General features: G+C 33.4%; 22 protein-coding genes. 9 read left to right on the forward strand and 13 right to left on the reverse strand.

The genetic code is table 11. The annotated features are described in order from the left end of the window. The first annotated feature begins 45 nt into the window (after positions 1 to 45). Entirely contained in the window at positions 46 to 867 is an 822-nt protein-coding gene (locus FNE73_RS13345; RefSeq protein ID WP_143885073.1) for a hypothetical protein, read from the forward strand. 133 nt (positions 868 to 1,000) lie between these two features. Here FNE73_RS13345 and FNE73_RS13350 read toward each other — a convergent pair whose 3' ends face one another. After that, positions 1,001 to 1,972: an iron ABC transporter permease gene (locus tag FNE73_RS13350; RefSeq protein WP_143885074.1), complete on the reverse strand. Its 972-nt coding sequence runs from the start codon at positions 1,970 to 1,972 to the stop codon at positions 1,001 to 1,003. 19 nt (positions 1,973 to 1,991) lie between these two features. Continuing rightward, positions 1,992 to 2,555, reverse strand: a complete 564-nt coding sequence (locus FNE73_RS13355; protein WP_143885075.1) for a TlpA family protein disulfide reductase — start codon at positions 2,553 to 2,555, stop codon at positions 1,992 to 1,994. 173 nt (positions 2,556 to 2,728) lie between these two features. On the opposite strand from FNE73_RS13355, the gene FNE73_RS13360 reads away from it, so the two are divergent. Beyond that, positions 2,729 to 3,853, forward strand: coding sequence for a ferredoxin--NADP reductase (locus FNE73_RS13360; RefSeq protein ID WP_143885076.1), 1,125 nt, complete (start codon positions 2,729 to 2,731; stop codon positions 3,851 to 3,853). A gap of 23 nt (positions 3,854 to 3,876) precedes the next feature. Continuing rightward, positions 3,877 to 4,467 (forward strand): SanA/YdcF family protein, encoded by a 591-nt coding sequence (locus FNE73_RS13365; RefSeq protein WP_376747121.1) that lies wholly within the window; start codon positions 3,877 to 3,879, stop codon positions 4,465 to 4,467. Here the strand turns inward: FNE73_RS13365 and tamL are convergent. After that, positions 4,464 to 7,061 (reverse strand): translocation and assembly module lipoprotein TamL, encoded by a 2,598-nt coding sequence (gene tamL / locus FNE73_RS13370; protein ID WP_143885078.1) that lies wholly within the window; start codon positions 7,059 to 7,061, stop codon positions 4,464 to 4,466. The two genes, FNE73_RS13365 and tamL, sit on opposite strands and share 4 nt — an antisense overlap. Between tamL and FNE73_RS13375 the strand changes: the two genes are divergently transcribed. Then, positions 7,047 to 7,772: a TrmH family RNA methyltransferase gene (locus FNE73_RS13375; protein ID WP_143885079.1), complete on the forward strand. Its 726-nt coding sequence runs from the start codon at positions 7,047 to 7,049 to the stop codon at positions 7,770 to 7,772. The genes tamL and FNE73_RS13375 overlap by 15 nt on opposite strands. Before the next feature lie 61 nt (positions 7,773 to 7,833). Here the strand turns inward: FNE73_RS13375 and FNE73_RS13380 are convergent, their stop codons facing one another. The 5 genes from FNE73_RS13380 to porQ form a co-directional block, all read right to left on the reverse strand. Then, a complete protein-coding gene (locus tag FNE73_RS13380; protein WP_143885080.1) occupies positions 7,834 to 8,331 on the reverse strand; it encodes a phosphoribosyl-ATP pyrophosphatase in 498 nt (165 codons plus the stop codon). Between the two features lie 4 nt (positions 8,332 to 8,335). Then, positions 8,336 to 8,644 (reverse strand): phage holin family protein, encoded by a 309-nt coding sequence (locus FNE73_RS13385; RefSeq protein ID WP_143885081.1) that lies wholly within the window; start codon positions 8,642 to 8,644, stop codon positions 8,336 to 8,338. A gap of 78 nt (positions 8,645 to 8,722) precedes the next feature. Then, positions 8,723 to 9,070 carry a YtxH domain-containing protein gene (locus tag FNE73_RS13390; RefSeq protein WP_143885082.1) on the reverse strand — a complete coding sequence of 116 codons (348 nt, stop codon included), beginning with the start codon at positions 9,068 to 9,070 and terminating at the stop codon, positions 8,723 to 8,725. A gap of 76 nt (positions 9,071 to 9,146) precedes the next feature. Then, on the reverse strand, positions 9,147 to 9,833 hold the full coding sequence (gene cmk, locus FNE73_RS13395; RefSeq protein WP_143885083.1) for a (d)CMP kinase: 687 nt from the start codon (positions 9,831 to 9,833) through the stop codon (positions 9,147 to 9,149). Between the two features lie 57 nt (positions 9,834 to 9,890). After that, positions 9,891 to 10,883 carry a type IX secretion system protein PorQ gene (gene porQ / locus FNE73_RS13400; RefSeq protein ID WP_143885084.1) on the reverse strand — a complete coding sequence of 331 codons (993 nt, stop codon included), beginning with the start codon at positions 10,881 to 10,883 and terminating at the stop codon, positions 9,891 to 9,893. A gap of 166 nt (positions 10,884 to 11,049) precedes the next feature. Between porQ and pyrH the strand changes: the two genes are divergently transcribed. Then, positions 11,050 to 11,757, forward strand: a complete 708-nt coding sequence (gene pyrH / locus FNE73_RS13405) for a UMP kinase (RefSeq protein WP_143885085.1) — start codon at positions 11,050 to 11,052, stop codon at positions 11,755 to 11,757. Between the two features lie 134 nt (positions 11,758 to 11,891). Then, positions 11,892 to 12,446, forward strand: coding sequence for a ribosome recycling factor (gene frr, locus FNE73_RS13410; protein ID WP_143885086.1), 555 nt, complete (start codon positions 11,892 to 11,894; stop codon positions 12,444 to 12,446). A 59-nt stretch (positions 12,447 to 12,505) separates the two neighbouring features. Here the strand turns inward: frr and FNE73_RS13415 are convergent, their stop codons facing one another. From FNE73_RS13415 to FNE73_RS13435, 5 genes are all read right to left on the reverse strand, one after another. Next, on the reverse strand, positions 12,506 to 13,255 hold the full coding sequence (locus FNE73_RS13415) for an NUDIX hydrolase (protein WP_143885087.1): 750 nt from the start codon (positions 13,253 to 13,255) through the stop codon (positions 12,506 to 12,508). Positions 13,256 to 13,411: 156 nt separating this feature from the next. Further along, entirely contained in the window at positions 13,412 to 14,410 is a 999-nt protein-coding gene (locus FNE73_RS13420; RefSeq protein ID WP_143885088.1) for an SDR family NAD(P)-dependent oxidoreductase, read from the reverse strand. A gap of 122 nt (positions 14,411 to 14,532) precedes the next feature. Beyond that, on the reverse strand, positions 14,533 to 15,396 hold the full coding sequence (locus FNE73_RS13425) for a GLPGLI family protein (RefSeq protein ID WP_185147346.1): 864 nt from the start codon (positions 15,394 to 15,396) through the stop codon (positions 14,533 to 14,535). 100 nt (positions 15,397 to 15,496) lie between these two features. Continuing rightward, positions 15,497 to 15,997 carry a M23 family metallopeptidase gene (locus FNE73_RS13430; protein WP_143885090.1) on the reverse strand — a complete coding sequence of 167 codons (501 nt, stop codon included), beginning with the start codon at positions 15,995 to 15,997 and terminating at the stop codon, positions 15,497 to 15,499. A 334-nt stretch (positions 15,998 to 16,331) separates the two neighbouring features. Beyond that, the gene (locus FNE73_RS13435; protein WP_228430108.1) at positions 16,332 to 17,264 is read right to left on the reverse strand and encodes a serine hydrolase domain-containing protein; all 933 of its coding nucleotides are present in this window, start codon (positions 17,262 to 17,264) and stop codon (positions 16,332 to 16,334) included. A 279-nt stretch (positions 17,265 to 17,543) separates the two neighbouring features. On the opposite strand from FNE73_RS13435, the gene FNE73_RS13440 reads away from it, so the two are divergent. Genes FNE73_RS13440 through FNE73_RS13450 form a run of 3 tightly spaced genes read left to right on the forward strand, consistent with a single transcriptional unit; the run spans position 17,544 to position 20,029 of the window. After that, positions 17,544 to 18,740, forward strand: a complete 1,197-nt coding sequence (locus FNE73_RS13440) for an MFS transporter (RefSeq protein ID WP_143885092.1) — start codon at positions 17,544 to 17,546, stop codon at positions 18,738 to 18,740. Between the two features lie 3 nt (positions 18,741 to 18,743). Continuing rightward, positions 18,744 to 19,439: a DsbA family oxidoreductase gene (locus FNE73_RS13445; protein WP_143885093.1), complete on the forward strand. Its 696-nt coding sequence runs from the start codon at positions 18,744 to 18,746 to the stop codon at positions 19,437 to 19,439. A gap of 11 nt (positions 19,440 to 19,450) precedes the next feature. Then, a complete protein-coding gene (locus FNE73_RS13450) occupies positions 19,451 to 20,029 on the forward strand; it encodes a 5'-methylthioadenosine/S-adenosylhomocysteine nucleosidase family protein (protein WP_143885094.1) in 579 nt (192 codons plus the stop codon). The last annotated feature ends 246 nt before the right edge of the window (positions 20,030 to 20,275 follow it).

Here is a 20,275-nt window from a genome sequence, read left to right on the forward strand (position 1 = left end):
AGTGTAACTTTGTTACACTTTTTTTATGTTTATAAAACTTGTTATATGCAGAAAGGTTTAATGATTTTTTTAATGGTTTTTTATGCTTTAATTCATGCTCAAAACATAAAAACCAAAAGAGGAATTGTAAGTTTGGAAGGAATTCACGTCGCAAAAATTTCAAGTAAATCCGGAGAGTATACCTTTATGGATTTAAAAGAAACACCGATTTTCACAGTTAAATTTGTAGACAGAAGTATCGTAGATTCAGTAAGAGACAGTTATATCAGACTTAATAGAATTTACAATCAGGAAAAAATAGTTGATCTGGATTATATATCACCATCAGCATTTTCAGGTGATGAAAAATCGGCAGTTTATACCTGCATCAAGAGTTTAAAAATTATTGATGAAAGAGGAATAAACATTAAGAATCTTGATGAGCTGTTCAAAAATTCTCCTAAACGAAAGCTGGATAATAAAACTAAAGAAGCATATACTACTCGCTCTAAAATCGACAAACTTAATATTACAGTCAATAATGTTGGAGAAATTCTCAGCAATGGCATTCCGGTAGGGTATTTTACCAATCTTCCCGTAAGTTTCGGTTCAGAAGACACAATAACCGATAAATCTTTTATTGATATTGAAATTTATGATGCTAAAAGCAAGTTTATCGGGAAATATATTACCACAACAAAGCAACTCAAAACAGCAGGCGGAAAAACATTTACCTTATACCGCGAAATGTCTGGCAGAGCTTCGATTCTGAAGTTTCCGACTTATAAAGCTATTGCGGAAAGAATGGCAATTTTAGATCCTAATTTCATTAAAATTAAAGAAAAAGTAGAGGTAGGAGAAATAGTAAAAGATGGCATTGAAAAATAGAAACTAAATTTTTACGCATTTTAAATTTAATTGAAAGCAGTTATCATTCATTTCTTATTTTGTAGAAAACCTCCTTCATAGTTTAGTTAAAGAAGAAGTTAGCTTTACAAGTAATTTAATTAAAATTTTCAACCTAAACTTTGCTTTGTCTTAAAAGCATCATCAAAATGACCGGAATTCCGAAAACTGAACTGATTACATTAATTGGAATCTGACTTTTTTCAGCAATGATTGAAAAGAAAAGCATCATAAGCATTCCTAAAAACATATTAAGAATCCATTGCTGCCAAAGTTTTGAAGGATTATAAATGAGCCTGCAGAAATGAGGTACTACAATTCCTATGAACAGGATAGGACCTAAAAAAGCTGTAACAGATGCAGAAAGAAGCGAAGAAGATACAATGATCAGCATCTTGAGTGTATTCATGTTAACTCCCAGACTTTGTGCGTAGGAAGTTCCCAACGAATTTCCAATCAACGGTTTTATTGTTTTAAAACAAAAGAAAAGCCCTGCAGATATTAATATTGATAGAACATAAATCTGATTTCTCGTTACCATATTATTCGCTCCGAAAGACCAAAGAATATAATTTTTAAGACTTTGATTTTCTGCATAAAACTGCAGCAGAGATACAATTGCTCCTGCAAAAGCCGACACCAGAAAACCAAAAATAATCAGATAAGATTTATCCTGAAATTTATTGGAAGCCGATAAAAGTATAAGCATTAATATAAGACTTCCGGCAATGGCAGAAAGACTCAAAAAACTGTTCTGAAGAAACTCAGGCAAAAGTATACTTTGTGAAAAGAAAATATAAAAAGCTACGGTAAGACTTGAGATGGAAGTAATTCCTAGAACATCCGGTCCCGCCAAAGGATTCTGGAAATATTCCTGCATGAGAAATCCAGAAGTAGGAATTGATATTCCTGCCAATAGCATAACCAACACACGATTTATGCGGATTTCAGCAATCTGACTGTTGGCAGATTCAAAGAAAAAATCATGAAAACTTAAACTTAAAAATCCTGTATTCAGATTAATCGCTGATGCAAAAATAATTGCAAAGACAAATATTAAACACAGGATTCCAAATTTATTTAACATGACAAAATCTAATTCTTATTTATTTCAAAAAAGAGTTGATTTTATCAGTCAGCTGCTGTTCACTGATCATTCCTAAAGTTTCATCAGTTTTATCACCTTTTCGCATGTAGGTAAAAGGAATGGCAGAACCCGTCCATTGTTTAAAATTGGATGTGAAAAAATTTTCATCAAGAAGCTGACCGTCCAACAAAACAGTAGTGTTTCTTATTCCCAGTTCATCCGTAAACTGAGGCACTTTGGTAGTCCAGTCACTTTTGCTGTCTAAACTTACAAAAGTAATTTTTACAGGCTTCCCGTTCAATTCCTGTATTTTATTTTTAAAATGAGGAATTTCCCTTACACAAGGACCGCACCAGGTTGCAAAAAAGTTGGTTACATAAAGTGTGTCGTTTTTCTTCTGAAGAAATTCATTCATTTCCTGTATCGAAAAAGCTTTAATCGGTTCTTTTGGATTTTCAGTTTCTGGTATAGTTGAGATTGCTGCGGAATCTTCTGTTGTATCAGCTTCCTGCAGTTTCTCATTTTCTTTTTTACAGCTCATCAATGCTGTGGCTAAAAAAACTGAAACTATTATTTTTTTCATTTCTAAAATTTTAAATTATATCAACAGTTTATCTCTATAAAATATTCGTTGATATTCAATTTTTTGTTTATAAATTGTCTTTGGAAACATAGCCGTTACTAAAATTTTCTTCGCAGAGAAAAATAGAGTAATGCTGGCTTCATGATTATTTTTTATTATTTTTGAATTGAAGTATGGAACAACAAATCTACAAAGGGAAACTTATCAGGTTTCATTGGCTAAAAATAAAGAAAAAGGAACAACTTACCAAAAATACTTTTTCTATGGAATTTGACATTCCAGAGGAATTGCAAAATCAGTTTTCATTTAAAGCCGGTCAGTTTGTAAGTGTAAAAATAGATTTTCAGGGTAAAACAGTCATTAATGATTATTCTATGACATCCGCACCTTTTGAAAATACAATTGCTTTAGGCATCAAAATAAATTCCGAGAACGGCGCAACCTCACATCTTTTCAAAGATTATCATGAAGGAGATGAAATTTTGGTAAGCGAACCGGCAGGAAGATTTACTTTAGTTTCAAAACCAAGCGAATTCAGAACGATTGTTGGATTTGCGGCGGGAATCGGGATTACTCCAATTTTAAGCCATTTCAAGAATATTCTTCATGAAGAACCCAGAACAAGACTGTTTCTTTTTTTTGGTAATAAAAGTGCTGAAGATACTGCCTATAAAAAGATTCTTGATCAATTAGCCGAAACTTACGGTGAGCGGTTTCAGATTTTCTATTTTTATTCTCATGAGAAGCCGGATAATCATTTTTTCTTCGGAAGATTAGACGAAAAAAAATTGGGTTTAATTATCAACCAGATTTTACATCTTGACGACACGGATGAAGAATCTACTATCTGGGATGCTGTAGATGAAGTTTTAATCTGCGGGAAGGGAGAGATGATCAAATCTCTGGCAAATGCCTGTTACCACCACGGAATTCCAAAAAAAAATATTCATTTTGAATTATTTGAAGAATTTAATGATGATATTTATCCTGTTGAAAAAGAATTTCCACTTATTGAAGATATCAAAGTAGAGTTCAAGCTCTTTGGTAAGCATTACGAGGCTAATCTTGAAAACAACCGAAATAAAATTCTGCAACAGCTTATTACAAAAAATTTTCCGCTGCCGTATTCCTGTAAATCAGGCATTTGCGGGAGCTGCGAATGTACTTTGCTTGAAGGTGAAGTTGAGCTGCTGGAAAATGAATATTTAACGGAAAGAGAAGAAGCTCAGGGAAAAATTTTAGCTTGCATGGCAATTGCCAAAAGTCAGAAAATAAAGCTTAATTTTGATTTTAATTGAGAATCATCAGAAACATATACCGTTTGATCATTTCATCCATAGAAATTGTTTTTCTTTTGGTATGTCTTTCTAATGCATGGGTTTTTGGCTTGACGGGAGGAAGAACGTACACTAAAATATCAAAAATTCCTCCTCGCGAAGTGGCTTTGGTTTTGGGAACTTCTCCCAGAATGCGTTCAGGATTATCAAATCCTTATTTTACAAAAAGAATGGATGCAACCGCTCTTCTCTATCATCACGGAAAAATTAAAAAAATAATTGTAAGCGGTGAAAAAAGTAAGGGATATAATGAGCCTGCTGCAATGAAAAATTATCTTATTTATCAGGAAGGTGTTCCTGAAGATATTATCATTGAAGATCCTGAAGGATTCAACACCTACAAAAGTATTTTGCGTTGTAAAAACACCTACAATAAGGAAAACGTAATCATTGTTTCCCAAGGTTTTCACAATCTGAGAGCGCTCTTTTTCGCCAGAAACAATAATATGAATGCATTGGGTTTTGATGCGCAGGATGTATCAAAACCCGAAAGCTACTACCGAAACCAGTCCCGTGAAATTCTGGCGAGGGTAGTGGCAGTGGTCTATTTTGTCTTAGGAATTTCTCCAGATTAAAAAGGATATCCAAAAGCAATGTTCAATGTTGGTTTTAATGGCTGAAATTTATTAAATCTCCATCTCTCTCCGTCTGGTTTGTTAGGATCATATATTTTATACGCCAAATCTACTCTTAAAGTAATATAAGCGATATTCAGCCTTAATCCAAGTCCGCTTCCGACACCCATTTCGCGAATAAAACGATTGAATTTAAACTGATCATCAAAACCGTTATTTTCTGTATTCCATACGTTTCCGATGTCGGTAAAAATTGCACCTTCATACATTTCCGTAAATGGGATTCTGTACTCAATATTAGTAGTAAGTTTTATATTTCCCATGAGATAAGTACGAACTTTATCATCAATCTGAGATCCTCCCGGACCAAGACCTCCAAAAGCGATCCATGCACGGATGTCATTTGCTCCACCGTTGAAATATGATCTCACAAAAGGCATTGTGGAAGAGTTGCCATAAGGAATACCCAAACCAATAAACTGACGAAGTGCCAAAGTCTGATTTCCGTTGAATTTAAAATATTTTCTGACATCAAAATCAAATTTTACAAACTGTGCATAAGGAATTCCGAAAATCGTTCTTTCAGGACTTCGCAGCACACCACCACCGTCATTTCTGCTTTGATTAAAAATACTCGGAATATTTCCCGCCAATTCAACTTTACCGTTGAAATAAAATGCATTAGGGTAATCTTTTTTACCAATTTCGTTATAAATAAAATTATAAATCATTGATGAAATCAAAACATCCTGTGTTTGTCTGTCTTTATTAACAAGAGTTCCCAAAAAAGATAATAAATCTTCAGCCCTTTTTTTGTCTAAAGTATTTACATATCCTTCATCTGCTAAAATCTGTTCAGAAACCTGATCTCTCGTCAAAGCTCCGGAATTGAACTGCTGTTTTGCCTGAGGATTATAAGTAAAATAATCATCAAAAACTGTTTGCCTGATAATATTGTCGTTAACGAAAAAATCGTAGTAACTGTCTTTATTTTTTGTTAAACTGAATAAAGTATTAAATAAAGTCAGTCTGTGAGACGACTGATCATTTACATTCGCAAAGTAATTTAATCCTGTATTGAAGTTAGTTCTGCCCAGTCCGATGTTATTTTGTACTGATGCTCCCAAAACTATAGATGTAGTAGGAGAGTATCGTTTAGGAATCAGTTTATAATAGCTGAAAGGGAGCAATAATCTTGGAAAACTCAATGATGCCTGTGCAGAATATTCATAGGCTAAAATTCTTTTATCCAGATTTTTAGGGTTTCTGATAGATCCGAAAGTTCCCGCAACACTTGTGGTAAGGTTTTCTGCACCTCCAAAAACATTTCTTGTGGTAAGATCAACAGATGGCGAAATACCAAAATTTAAAAGCTGAGAATAATTCAGGTCTGTTCCTACTTTCAGTTCGTATTTATCCAGCGGTTTTAATACATAAAGAACATCAACAATACTGTCATTAGGAGCATTCACACCACCTTGTCGCAAAGAATCTCTTGCTTTCAGAATACTGAAATTGTTCATCGCTAAAAGATTTCTTTTGGTAAGATCTAGCTTTTTCTGATCATATTGGGACTCACTGTCAACAATAATTGCTCTCCATAAAGACGGAGTTTTATACTGATCGTTTATTTTGTGAAATCTTATTCTTCTAAGACTGTCTTTTACCGTACGTTTCGGAAAATCTGAAGGACGATTGACTATTGCAACATCAATATTTCCAAAAGTGGCTCTTTTGTAAGGTCTATCTAAAGAATCTTTATGTATTTCCAGAACGAGCGGAATCTCTTTTGTACTTTTGAGAGAATCTGCCACGAAACCAACTTCGTCATTAGCTGCGTTAAATCTGTAATAGCCATTATCACGCATGAGCTCATTGATTCTGGAAATTTCTTTTTCTAAAACGGTCTGATCTAATATCTGTCCTTTTCTTACCAGGCTTTCATGAAGTCTCTGCCTGAAAACTCCTTTGATTCCCGCATCAGGAATATTGTAATAATATTCTTTGATATAGGTAGGAGCATTATGTTTAATTGAATAATTTACATTGGCTTTTTTAGCATCCGAATCCAGCTTGTGACTATACTTTACTTCAGCATCCCAAAAGCCTCTGTATGTCATTCTGTTTTGTATCTGTTCTGCACTTTTCTCCGTTCTTGTCTGATCAAGAATTACAGGCGGAGTTCCCCAGCTGTGATAAAGCCTGTCCATAAAAAGACTTTTCCCTACACTGCTTTGCATATTGTATTTAATGAAAAGAGAATCACGAAGTTTTTGATTTCTCATTTCGCTAGGATAGGTCATATATTCACTAAGGAGTGTATCATACTTAGGATTGGCAGCATTATAAAAAAGTAAGCCAAGCGGTAAAAAAAGAAGCTGCTTTTTGTTGGGCTTCTGCTGTACGTAATCTTTTAATTCTTCATCGAAAAACTGTTTTTTGTCTTCAAACTCAAAATTGTTTTGTGTAAGCAGATATTCTCCGTCCGGAACTTTCTTTGTGGTACTACAGGCATAAAGTAATCCGACAAATGTTGCAAATGATATTATTTTATAATACTTTTGAGGAGAATTCTTATAATGCTTACCGCTCATATAATTAAAATTTTACAATCTTTAGATAAAAAGAAGTTCAGGCAAAAATACAACTTGTTTTTGGTTGAAGGTAATAAAACTATAATGGAACTTCCTAATTCTAACTTTAAAATTAGGGAAATATTTTCTACACAGGTAAACAATTTTCTTTCGGAAGAGGTGAAGTTTACTCAGGTATCTGAAAATGAACTAAAAAAAATAAGTTTCCTTAAAAATCCTAAAGATTCAGTTGCTGTTTGTGTGCTTCCGGAAAGTAATAAATTTGAAGAAAAAAATTTCCAGTTGGTATTAGACGGAATACAGGATCCAGGAAATTTAGGAACAATTATCAGGCTTGCTGATTGGTTTGGCATAGAACAGATTGTCTGTAGCGAGGATACTGTAGATTTTTACAACCCAAAAGTCATTCAGGCTACAATGGGATCTTTCACACGGGTGAATATTGCGTACTGTGATTTAACAGAATATCTTTCCTCAACTCAGAATTCCAATATCGGAACAGATATGGAAGGGGAGAATATTTATCATTTTGAAAAACCTCAAAAAATAAATTTAATTTTAGGAAACGAAGGTAACGGAATCAGAAGCGAAACTGAAAATTTACTTCATAAGAAAATCAGTATTCCGAGATTCGGGAAATCGCAATCTACAGAAAGCCTCAATGTTTCTATGGCAGCAGGAATAATTCTTGGTCAGCTTTTTAGAGTTTAAATTAAAGTTAAAGAGCAGGAGAACAATTACGTAAAACGTCAGGATTCTCCAACTCCCAAACTTATATCAATTGTTCCATGCTGGATACACTTTTGCTTTTTTGATATGCTTCTAATTTTGTACGAACAAATTTCAGAACTACCGGCGCAACATAGATTAGGGCTGCACCCAGAATCTTCTTCTTCCAGTTAGAACTTTTCATATTTTTCTTTGCATAATTAGCAACAAATGCCGTTACTGCCAGTTTCAAAACAGTATCCATAGCATCCCCTTTCATTGCGCTTCCAGCAATACCCATTGCAGTATTTTTGCTTAAAATAAGATCTTTTACTTCGGAAGTAATCTGTTTCGCAATTACATCTTTTCGGATAACGGTTTTTTCTTCGCCATTTTCATCTATTTTTTCTTTCAGATACTGGTCAGTAAGCCCGTTGGTAAATGCACTAAGACTCTCTTTTGTATTTTTGAAAGTTAAAAGTCCTTCAAGATCGTTGACTTCTTCTTTCAGAAGTTTCTTTTTTCTCCTGAGTTCTTCTAAGCTGTTGTAATTTCTTCCCATAATTTTAATGATTTAAAAATTGGATTACTTTATCTGCGACCATATTTACAATTTTTTTCTTAAAAACCACCACCAAAATCATGATGAGCAGATAAAAGCCTGCAATAATAAGAAAACCCAGCGAATAGTCATTGAGTGCTTTACCGATAAGAAATGCCAAACCAAAATTGAAAAGAATGATAAAAAAGCCAAAAGCTACCAGCAAAATAACGAGATAGGCAATTACACCTGCTGAAATTGAAGATTTTTCTGTCGCTTCAATTTTTAACAGATCTATTCTTTTAGATGCGTATTCTTTTATAGTTTCGATCATCCTTTTATTTTTTAAAGTTATAAAAAAAGGAACTCATTTACAAAGTTCCTTTTCTATGTATTTAATATAAATTAAATATTAATTTTTAAGATCGTTCAATCCAGATTCAACATCTTTTACCATGTCGGTAGTTTTTGATACGATCTGATCTTTATATTTGTCATATCCGTCTTTTACGGTATGAGCAACATTGTTTGCTGTTTCTTTGAAAGTAGATGAAATGCTTTCATATTGTCCTTTCATTTTTTCAGATACTTCGCCGTATTTATTCTTGGCCTGATCTTTAAGATCTTCAGCTTTATTTTTGATCTTTTTTCTAGTTTCTTTTCCTTCTTCAGGAGCGTAAAGCATTCCTAATACGACACCTGCTGCAGCACCTGCTAAAAGTCCTGCCAAAATACCTGCTGTATTATTTTTTTTAGACATTTTTTGTTTTTTAATAGTTAGTATAATAGTATTTGATAAATAAGGTTACAATTTATATACCAATCAGTTTTAATAATTAATAAAAATCGTTAATTTTTTTTAAATGGTAAAGAATGCTTTCAATCGTCTGAGATTTTGAAAGATTGGTATTATCTATCTCAATTGCATCATCGGCTTTTTTTAACGGAGAAATTTCTCTTTCGCTGTCTATACGGTCTCTTTCAATTAAATTTTTCCGTACCTGATCAATATCGGCTTCCAATCCTAAAGAGAGAAGTTCTTCATATCTTCTTCTGGTACGCTCTTCAATACTCGCAGTAAGAAAAAACTTAAAATCCGCACTTGGCAAAACAACAGTTCCAATATCTCTTCCATCCATAATAACGCCTTCATTTCTTGCAATTGATCTTTGAGTTTCAAGCAGAAAATCTCTTACTTCTTTTTGTTTCGCAATAAAACTTACATGATTGGAAACTTCTGCCGTCCTTATTTCTTTTGAAACATTGATCTGGTTGACATATAAAACCAGCTCATCTTCATCTCTTTTAAATTCAAGACTGATGATCGGAAAAGAATCATAAAGCTTCTGCAAACTGATATTGCCATCTTTATCTGTGCAGTTCTGAAGAGCAAACCATGTAATACCACGGTACAAAGCACCGGTATCTAAATGTACGATTCCAAGTTTTTCGGCAATGATTTTTGATATTGAACTTTTTCCTGTAGATGAGTAGCCGTCAATAGCAATTACTGGTTTTTTCATAATACAAATTTCAAGAAATTTTATGAAAAAATCAAGAATACAGACATGAATCTATTTTTATTCTCCGTGACGGGTATTCAAATCCACAGAAATACCAACCTGATTAACATTAGAAGCATTATGATAGCGTACATGTGCATAATCTATACGGAATCTTGATATCTTCAGACCAAATCCTCCGGAAATACCTGAGAAATTTCGCTGATCCAATACGGCAAGTTCGCTTCCTCTTCTTACGTTGTAGCCAAGTCTGATATTGAATCCTTTCTCAGGAAAAAGCTCTGCTCCTACAGAGAAGTGATCTGCTATTTTTCTTCCAATGCCAACTTCCTGCTCATTGATATTGTAATCTGAAGAAATATCAAACTGCTGCAAATCATGAGCGGTAATTGTTACGGCAAGAGGAAAATTCTTTAAAATTTTTGTGTACCCTAAATCTATTCTGAAAGGAAGTTTTTCTCTTACTCCATTGAAAGAGCTTAGCTGATACCCGAAGTTTCTGAAAACAACTGATGCTACCTCTTTGTTGATTTTATTATGATAAGTAATTCCGGCAGTTCCTGCAATAGCAGAAGATGTATAAGTGTCTATTTTTGATGTGATAAAATTAAGACCTCCTCCGATCGTCCAGTCTTCCTCAAACTGATAGGCGTATCCTGCACCTACGGAAACATCTGAAGCAGTGAAATCGCCCATTTCAAAACCGCTTTCATCAGTTCGGGGAATATTTCCGTAATTCATGTATCTTCCATTGATCGTCACCATGTGACCATTATCCAGATCTCTTGCGTATGCAATAGTTCCGTATTTTGTGTCGGCAAGATATGCTGCAGCATTTACTGAAAGCTGATTATGCGATTCCTTATTCAGTAACGCAGGATTGGCAATAGCAAAGGTGACATCTTTATCTCTTATGCTGATCACATCACCGCCAAGAGCTGCCTGTCTTGCAGAAACAGGAATATTCAGAAAAGGATAAACGTTTGTCCCGTTCTGAGCAAACGAAACAATTCCTGAAAGAAATAGTGGAAATAATAATAATTTCTTCAAATCAGTATATAATTAATGCAAAAATAATTCTTTTTGCTACTTATCAAAATATTTCTGTCAATATTTATCTACAAATATTTTTCTTTTTTCAATATTTATAATGATTATATTTGCAGAGTTAATTTTTCAGACCAATTATTCTGAAATAAATTTATTAAAATTTAAAATGAAATATAAAAGAATCCTTCTTAAACTGAGCGGTGAAGCTTTAATGGGCAGCAGACAATATGGTATTGATAACGACCGACTAATGGAGTATGCACAGGAAATAAAAAAAGTTGCTGATAAAGGTTGTGAAATTGCCATTGTAATCGGAGGCGGAAATATTTTCCGTGGTGTAGCCGGAGCAGCAAAAGGGATGGACAGGGTTCAGGGAGATTATATGGGAATGCTTGCAACTGTAATCAATGGAATGGCATTGCAGGGAGCTTTGGAAGATGCAGGCATTAAAACAAGGCTTCAGTCTGCTATAGAAATGGATAAGGTTGCAGAGCCTTTTATCAAAAGAAGAGCTGTAAGACACCTTGAAAAGGGCAGGGTAGTTATTTTTGGTGCGGGTACGGGAAATCCTTATTTCACAACAGATACGGCAGCAACTTTAAGAGCTATAGAAATTGATGCAGATGTAATTTTGAAAGGAACAAGAGTTGACGGTATATACGACAGTGATCCTGAGAAAAATGTAAATGCGGTAAAATACAACTCGTTAACTTTTGATGAAGTGTATGAAAAAAATCTTAAGGTGATGGATATGACTGCCTTTACATTGAGTCACGAAAACAAACTTCCAATTATTGTTTTTGATATGAACAAAGAAGGAAACCTTCTTAAAATTGTTGAAGGCGAAAATATTGGAACATTAGTTGATTTGTAGATCAAAGTAAAAAGAAAGGAGCAAAGTAAAAATAGGGATGTCTGACCTTTAATTAATCAGCTTTCACTTATATCTTTATATCTTTTAACTTGAATCTTTAATAAATGTGTAATTTATCAAATTTTTATTATATAATGGAAGAATTAGATCTTATCGTAGAATCTGTAAAGCAGGATATGGATTCTGCCATCAAACATTTGGATCATGCATTTCAAAAAATCAGAGCCGGCAGAGCATCTACAACAATGGTGCAGGATGTAATGGTAGAATATTACGGAGCGCCTACACCTATCAATCAGGTTGCCAACGTATCTGTACCGGATGCCATGACAATTTCTATTCAGCCTTGGGACAGAACTGCGATCGGAGCAATTGAAAAAGCAATTATTAATTCAAATTTAGGATTTGCCCCTTCAAATAATGGTGAAAACATCATTCTTAATGTTCCTCCTTTGACTGAAGAAAGAAGAAAAGACCTGGCAAAACAGGCTAAAGCAGAAACAGAGGACACCAAAATTGTTGTAAGAAATGCGAGACAAAATGGCTTGAAAGAGCTTAAAAAATTAGATGGAGTTTCTGAAGATCTTATCAAAAACATCGAAGCAGACATTCAGGTACTTACAGATAAATATGTAAAACTTTGTGATGACCACCTGAAAGTGAAGGAAGCTGAGATTATGAAAGTTTAATGACAATCTCAGACAAAAAAAATACAAAAAAGCCGTCCTGTAACTACAAGACGGTTTTTTTACCAGCTATTGAGCCCGTTTTTCAGGGCAGCAGTATATTTTTCTTCATCAAAAGAATAGAGATCCGGAGCTTTATGAGCACCACCTCTTCTCTGCTCGTCAAGTTTATTAAGAATTCCCAGATTTTTAATTTTTCTGTAAAAATTTCCTCTGTTAAGTTCTTTTCCCAAAATTGCTTCATAAAGTTTCTGTAGCTCCGTTAAAGTAAACTTTTCCGGCAAAAGATTATATCCGATAGGTTTAATTGAAATTTTTTCACGCAATGTAAGCAAAGCTTTTTCAATAATTTCCCTATGATCCATTCCCAGATCTATTTCGTTGAGCTGGCTTAGATAAAACCATTCACAGGCTTCAGTAAACTCATCAGGAATAGGATGTATTTTTTCAGGATTGTATAATGCATAATATCCAATCGTTATAAAACGCTGCTTCTGGAAAAGTGTTTCGTCAAAATCTTCAAAATAAGATTCGCTTCTGTTGATTTTACCAAAAACACCGAATTCTTCGACAAAAATATCCGTAAGACCGGCTCTTTCCTCAAGAATTTTTTTAATCGCATCGTCAAGATCCAGATTTTTATCAATAAATCCGCCCGGTAAAAACCATTTTTTTCGGTAATTCATTTTAATAAGAAGCACTTTTAGCTCATTTTGATCAAATCCGAAAATAACCGGATCGGCTGAAAGGTGAGGAAGGTAAACTTCTTTTGCTTCTATTGATTTACTGATAAACTGTTCCTTTGAATTCATTTCTGATAAAACCTAAAGCTACAAATTTAAGATTTATATTGTAACACCAAAAATAAGTCATCAATAAAGAGAAACATTTAGCTATGATAATATACAATAAAAAAATCAGAACATTTTAAAAATCTGATTTTAAATTAATTATCCATTTGGAAAACTTCAGCCTTTTTTGGAAGATTTTGCTTTAATTACCATAAAAGCCAATCCTAAACCTAATCCTGTAAGCATGGCAATCTTAGTTTTTTTACCCGGAACAGGCAATGAAGTCTCTCCATAAATTCTGTGAGGCAATGAAGATTCCTCCAATACATTACCTGGATCATTAGGTGCGTTTTTAAGTTTCATCATTATGCGCATTCCTGCGGAAGCTGTATTTATAATTGTTTTTGGAAATAATTTATAGACACTGGTCAGAAGCCACGAAGTAAAATCCGGAAAGAAATCTTTTTTGGGATCTTTTGCAAGCTGTACTATTTTTTCTGCCGTATCTCTGGGATCAGCTGCGAATGGTGGAATTTTGAAATCTAATCCTGAATATTTTGCCGAATGCATATTTCCGGTAGATCTCTGAATCTGCGGATAAAGATTGGAAATATGAATATTTTTAAATTCTGAAACCTCACCGTGCAGACATTCCATCATCCCGCGAATTCCGAATTTTGTTGAAGAATATACTGCACTATACGGAGCCGGCATAAATCCGCCAATTGATATATTGTTGATTAAAATTCCTTCTGTCTGTTCTTTAAACAATTTTAAAACATGATAAGCCCCATTCATATATCCGAAAAGATTGGTTTTTATGACCTGCTCATGAATTTCCATGGGGATCTCATCAAATTTTCCGCTTGCCATTACTCCTGCATTATTTACCCAGATATCTATTCTTCCGAATTGGTTTACAGCTTCTTTCACAAGATTTTCTACTTCCGATGAAACCGATACATCGGTAGAAACTGCTATAGCATTTACTTCAAGATCTTTACACAGTTGTAAAGTTTCGTCCAAGGCTTTTTGTCCTCTTGCTGCAATGACAACATTACAGCCTTCAAGAGCAAAGGCTTCTACGGTTGCTCTTCCAACACCGCTGCTTCCTCCTGTAACTACAACTGTTTTGCCTCTGAGACTTCTTTTTTCTAAATTATTTTTTTGATCCATATCAGAATGATTTAGGTTGATTTTTTTTAAATCTTATCTATTTTTACACCAAACCCTGTTAATGAATCATTTTTAATCAGAAAAATAAAAAACACAGACGGTATATCTGTGTTTATAATTATCTATCTATAAAGATCAAGCCCTATAAAATTATTATTTTTTTCTATTTCTTCTCTGGCTTTTTTTTCGGAAGCTTTCAGTATTTCATCATTTGAGTAGGTTTTACCATCAAAAGTTATTGTGGCAACAATATTTCCTGTTGGGGAGTTTATTGTTTGTCTCATATCTTTCACAGGATCTCTTTTATAATCAGTCCAAAGTTTTCTGAATTTCTCTTCTGTCACTTCTATTTCTTTTTCATTTATTAAAAGATCAGATTTATTTTCACCGGAGTTTGTCCTGCTTGCAATAAGTGTGAAAGAATGATCTGTTTTAGAATCTTCAATTTTTAATATTAAGCCCGGAAGTCCTGAAAATTCATAAGGTCCGTCCTGTAATGGTATTTCTTGCGTAAACCATGCAGTCCAGTTTCTTCCTCTCCAAAATGCAGTTGCTTTCTGAACTTTGTAACCAAGAATCTCATCTTTCTCACTACTGATTTTCCAGCTTAATATCTCTTCGTTATGGAGAGCAAGCCTTGTATTACCGATATTGGTTTTAAGAACTGACTTATAACTTGGATATTTTTTAACAACTTCCCATTTTACTTTTGCTGATTTTAATTTTGTGAAATCGTAATGACTCTGCTGAGAAAAAACAGCTTTCTTAAAGGTAGCATTCATTACAGAATCATAAACTGCTTTTACCTGACTGTAACATATTGAACCGTGAGGTGAAATTTGCAACACCATGTTTTCTTTATCAGATTGATCCCGATGTAAAGAATCACTCTTGAAGCGGTATTCATAAATGAACTGATTAGATTGACTGAAACCATAATTCGCTGCAGTGAACAGCAAAAGGAAAAAATAGATTGTCTTTATCATTTTTTTCATCAATTATTTTTTTTCGAAGATATATATAAATTTAAAATCTGTGTAAAAATTAATGTTTTTTATGACTGATTGTTAAATTTTAAGATACAGATCATCTTTTATGTTTAATTTTCTGATTTCTTAAGAGAGCTTCAGAATAAATTTTGCCTTCAAAATCAAACGGAATAGAAATTAGTGTTCCATTTTTATAAGGAACTAAGACATTAAAGTGCAGATGTTCTCCGTCTAAATAACCTGTTGCACCACTCAACCCGATTGGCTGACCTCGTTTTACATAATCCCCGACTTTTAACAAACTTCCGTGTTTCTTTAAGTGAACATATTGTGTGAAAAAACCGTTTTGAGGATGATAAATAGTAATAAAATTGGCAAAATCTTGCCATTTTTTATCATTTTTTCCAAATTCATAGTCTTTAACAACACCTACAACAAAACCATCATTTGCACTTGTAATTGTATCGCCAACTTTCAAATCAATATCTACTGCGTATTTTGAATAATTTGTATTGTGACTAAAACTTCCTTTATTACCCTGAATTATTTTATATGTTTTGCCTTTAGGAAAGGGAAGTGCAAGCAGTATTTTCGTTATTTTTTTATTCTCATCACCTAAAGTTTAAAAGTAGGTATAACCAAATTTTTTTGTATCTAAATTCTGTATAAAAAATTTAATTTCATATTCTGATTTATCATGAATAAAAATTCTCAAAGTATCGTTTATTGTATTTCGATTTTCAGATATTCAGAAAAAAATTTAACCCTTATAGGACAATGGAGAGGGTTTTGGATTTTGATATAAAGCGTATCATTATCATAACTTGCATTATGAAATATTTCAGCCTGATTATACTTTATTGAAGGCATTTCCTGTGCTTGATAATGTGAACAGAGTATGATAAAAAAGGAGCAAAAATATATGTGAAATTTCATCTTTGTGATATAATATTTTTTAGAACAATATTTTTGATTTTCTTTTCAAAATAATAATAAAATTCACTTTCTTCATTCATTTGATTTTCCAGCACTATAAGACTTATATCGTATTGAGGAATATAAATATTCAGAGAAGAAAATCCGTCGCCGAGACCAGTATGTCCGAAATATTTTATACCTTCTGAATCAACCGTTCTGATGTTGTAGCCGTAACCGTTTTTATTTTGACCAAAAACATCATGCTGAGACATCACAGAAGGATAAATCATTTGTTTATAAGTATTATTACTCAATAGTTTGCCTTTATGAAGATGATCATTCCAAATAACCAGATCTTGTGCTGTGGTAACAACTCCGTCAGCTGCAAGGTTTTCTTCATTGATCATTGAATTTCCCACTTTTGTTATTAGATCTTTTCTAATAATGAAGCCTGATAAAGAGTTTTTATATTTTTCAGAATATAAATAAGTATCATTCATTCTGAGCTTTTTAAATAATTTTTCTGCCAACTGTCTGTAGGTCTTACCTGTTACGTTGTATAAAATTTTGCCTAAAAGAATATTGGAGATATTTCCGTATTTAAAATCACTCCCAGATTTGAAAATCAGAGGTTTATCTAAATCAACAATTCCATGAGTATGATTGAGAAGTTGATGAACTGTGACAGAATCTGCCCATTTTTGTTTCAAATCAGGCAAATATTCATGTATTGGAGACTGTAATTTTATTTTGCCTTTCTCTACTTGCTGTAAAATAAGAACTGAAGTTATTTGTTTAGTATTTGACATAATTTCAAACCGATCATTCAGTTTAAGAGGGGTTTTACTTTCAGGATCAGAATAACCTGAAACTTTAGTATAAACAGATTTTCCTTTTTGAGATATAACAATAACACCATTGAAGTTTACGGGAGATTGTATTGTCATTAAACTATCTATCTTATACCAATTTTCTTTAAATTGTGAATAAAAAATGTTTATGCTTAAAGCAAGCAGTAGTAGAGTAATTTTTTTTAACATCATTAACAGTATATTTGATATATATTTCTTGAAATTAGTAGAAAGATAAAATATTCAATTATCAAAGATAACAAACTTTCCAATTGAAAATAGTGATTAGTTCTATTCACGTTTACATATTGAATTATTTTTTGATCTTTGCCTTAATCATTATCTTTACTCGGTTTAAACAGCAAAGCAGATTTCATGCAAAATCCGTCTCTAAAAGGAATTTCAAAGACTATTATCTGGCTTATGTCAATCATTTCCGGACTTGTCGTAGCCAATAATTATTACAATCAGCCTTTATTAGGGCTTATTTCAAAAGATCTGAACGTCACAGAAAGTGCAGCAGGAAAAATTTCCGTACTTACTCAGCTGGGTTATGCTTTTGGATTGCTTATGATAGTTCCTTTAGGAGATAAATTTTTACGAAAGAAACTTATTCTTATAGATTTAATCCTGGTGATTTTATCTCTTCTGTGGATGACTTTTGCAACGGATTTATGGATGTTATATGTAGCAAGTCTTCTTATAGGAACTACCTCTGTTATTCCTCAGCTATTTGTTCCTATTACAGCAGAATTATCATCCGAAACACAAAAATCTGCTAACATAGGATTGGTCGTTTCAGGTTTGCTGATGGGAATTTTGCTTTCCAGATTTGTGGGAGGTATAGTGGGAGAGATGTGGGGATGGAGATCAATGTACGGAATTGCTGCGGCACTTATGCTTTTGGTATGGTTTGTTGTGTATAAAATGCTTCCTGAAATACAGCCTAATTTCAAGGGAACCTATTTTGAACTTATGAATTCGGTTATAAAACTTGCTAAAACCCAGCCGGTTCTTCAATTATCATCATTTCGCGGAGCTATGGGATTTGGTTCTTTGTGCGCACTTTTCACCACCCTTGTTTTTCACATAGAAAGACCACCTTTCGAAGCAGGAGCCTCCGTGGCAGGAAGTTTTGGTCTCGCAGGAGCGGTGGGAGCTTTGGCTGCCGCAAAAGTGGGAGGCTTGCAAAAGAAAATGAGCATCAACCGGATTATTCTATATTCTATCTTGATTTTAACCGCAAGTTGGGGGTTCAGTTATTTTGCAGGCGATACTTATTGGGGACTTATTGTTGGAGTGATTCTCATTGATTTAGGAGTACAGTCTAATCATATAATGAATCAGACCAATTATTTCTTACTTAAAACCAATGCCGTAAACCGCCTGAATACAGTATACATGGTATCTTATTTCATCGGCGGATCACTCGGAACTTATCTTGCTTCTGTTGGATGGAAATATGCAGAATGGAAAGGAGTCTGTGTTGTCGGGGTAAGTATGGGATTAGCAGCATTATTGGCTCATGTATTATTTGCTGATAAAATTTATAAAAAACAATTAAATCAATAAAAAATGAAAGTAGAGATTTGGTCAGACATTATGTGTCCGTTCTGTTACATAGGAAAGAAAAATTTTGAAAAGGCAGTACAGGAAATACCTTTTAAAGATCAGATAGAAATAGAATGGAAAAGCTTTCAGCTTGATCCTACATTAGATTCTTCTGAAACAATGACAACAAATGAATATTTTAGAAATAAAAAAGGAGTTTCTGTTGAGCAGGCTAAACAAATGACAGCGCAGGTTGCTGTGATGGGAAAAGCTTCTGGAATTGATTTTAATTTTGAAAATGCATTGATTACCAATACTTACAAAGCACATCAGCTTCTCCATTTAGCTAAAAAATACAGCAAAACTAATGAGGTTAAAGAGGAGTTATTTAAAGCACACTTCATTGATGGAAAAAATGTGGGCAATTTTAATATCTTAACAGAAATTGCACAATCTGTCGGAATCAGCGATACAGACATTCAGAACTGTCTGCAAAACAATGAGTTTGAAAACGATATTCAGTTGGACATTAAACAAGCAAAAGATAACAGAATTTCAGGGGTTCCGTTCTTTATTCTTGATGGGAAATACGGAATTTCGGGAGCTCAGCCCGCAGATTTTTTTGTAAATGCTCTTACACAGACATATAAAGAATCTGAAATATATGAAGAAAACACAGGTACATTAACTTGCGGTGAAGATGAATCCTGTTCTATTTAACATAATATAAAATGATACACATTAACGATATTCCTTATAGTTTAGAAGATATTCTGTTCATATTTGCCTTAGAATCAGAAGCAGCAAAAGAATTTGATCATACCCAAAAGCTGTTAACAGGCATCGGAAAGGTAAATGCTGCTATTGAACTTACAAAAGAATTGCAGAAAAACAGACCTAAACTGATTATAAATCTGGGTTCGGCAGGAGGAATTGGCTTTGAAAAAGGTGATGTAGTATGTTGTACCCAGTTTATTCAGAGAGATATGGATGCACAGGCTTTGGGTTTTAAAAAATTTGAAACTCCGCTTTCAGGGATTCCTGTAATTTTGGACAACGGATTAAAAATGAATCATCTTCCAGAAGGAATTTGCGGAAGCGGCGACAATTTTGAAATGAATCACATCAACACCGAATACAATATTGTAGATATGGAAGCTTATTCATTAGCTTTAATTTGTTTGAAAGAAAATATTCCTTTCTTATGTCTGAAATACATTTCGGATGATGCCGGAAGTGACGCTGCTGATGATTGGGCAGTACAGGTTCACCTTGCTGCAAAGGCTTTTAGAAAGATTTTATTTGGGTAAGAATATGTAGTTATGAAAAAGAAAATAAAAATCTGAAAATTACTCTATTTAACATAATATAAATTATAGGACTTTTTATAACGTATATAATTAATTATCAATTGTGTCAAATTTTACAATTGTATTATTATGTTAAACTGAATTATCAATTAATAAATGATATGAACTTGATTTTAATATTAAATAATTAAAAGTATCTCCGGGAAAAAATTATAAGAGATTCTCAGCGATTAGATTTTCAATTAA

It is taken from the genome of Chryseobacterium binzhouense, assembly GCF_007474545.1.
GTDB lineage: Bacteria > Bacteroidota > Bacteroidia > Flavobacteriales > Weeksellaceae > Chryseobacterium > Chryseobacterium binzhouense.